The sequence below is a fragment of the Streptomyces pimonensis genome, from assembly GCF_041380215.1.
Classification (GTDB): Bacteria; Actinomycetota; Actinomycetes; order Streptomycetales; family Streptomycetaceae; genus Streptomyces; species Streptomyces pimonensis.
In genome coordinates this window covers 1-886 of record NZ_JAHWZY010000131.1, presented here as the reverse complement: position 1 = coordinate 886, position 886 = coordinate 1, and the positions used below count along the sequence as shown (strand labels likewise).

The 886-nt window shown below is 69.4% G+C and carries 1 protein-coding gene; it reads right to left on the bottom strand.

The window, feature by feature from the left end; all coding sequences use genetic code 11:
• Positions 1-28 precede the first annotated feature (28 nt).
• Positions 29-886: ABC transporter permease (locus KYY02_RS33675; RefSeq protein WP_371244884.1), on the bottom strand; the 858-nt coding region annotated here is incomplete at its 5' end.

The window sequence follows — 886 nt, the reverse complement described above, 5'->3', positions numbered from 1 at the left end:
GACCGTGGGGATCTTCTCGTCGGTGGTCTCAGCCACGGCCGTACCTCTCCTCAGCCTTCCAGAAGTAGACGAACCCGGTCACGCCGGCCAGCAGCGCCCAGCCCAGCGCGAACGCCCACACGTGCGGGGGCAGGTACGAGGAGCCGTAGCCGTCGATCAGCGCGAAGCGGACCAGGTCCATGTAGACCGCGGCCGGGTTCCACTGCAGCACGTCGGCGAGCCAGCCGGGCACGTCCTTGTCCTGCAGCATCGCCGGAATGCTGAACATCACGCCGGAGGCGTACATCCAGGTGCGCAGCACGAACGGCATCAGCTGGGCCAGGTCGGGCGTCCTGCTGCCCAACCGCGCGAAGACCAGCGCGAGCCCGGTGTTGAACACGAACTGCAGCAGCAGCGCCGGGACCACCAGCAGCCACGACAGGGCGGGCGGGCTGCCGAACGCCACCACCACGGCGACCAGCACGATCATCGAGAACAGCAGCTGCTGGAGCTGCTGGAGCGCGAACGAGATCGGCAGCGAGGCGCGCGGGAAGTGCAGCGCCCGCACCAGCCCCAGGTTCCCGGAGATCGCCCGCACACCCGCCAGCACCGAGCTCTGGGTGAAGGTGAACACGAACACGCCCGTCACCAGGAACGGCACGTACACGTCGTGCGGGACGCCCCGGCGGGCGCCCAGCAGCAGGCCGAAGATGAAGAAGTACACCGCCGCGTTCAGCAGCGGGGTGGCCACCTGCCACAGCTGGCCGAGCTTGGCCTGGCTGTACTGGGCGGTCAGCTTCGCCCGGGAGAAGGCGAGGATGAAGTGCCGCCGGTCCCAGAGCTGACGGACGTACTCGGCCAGGGACGGCCGGGCACCGCTGACGGACAGCCCGTGCTTGGCGGCGAG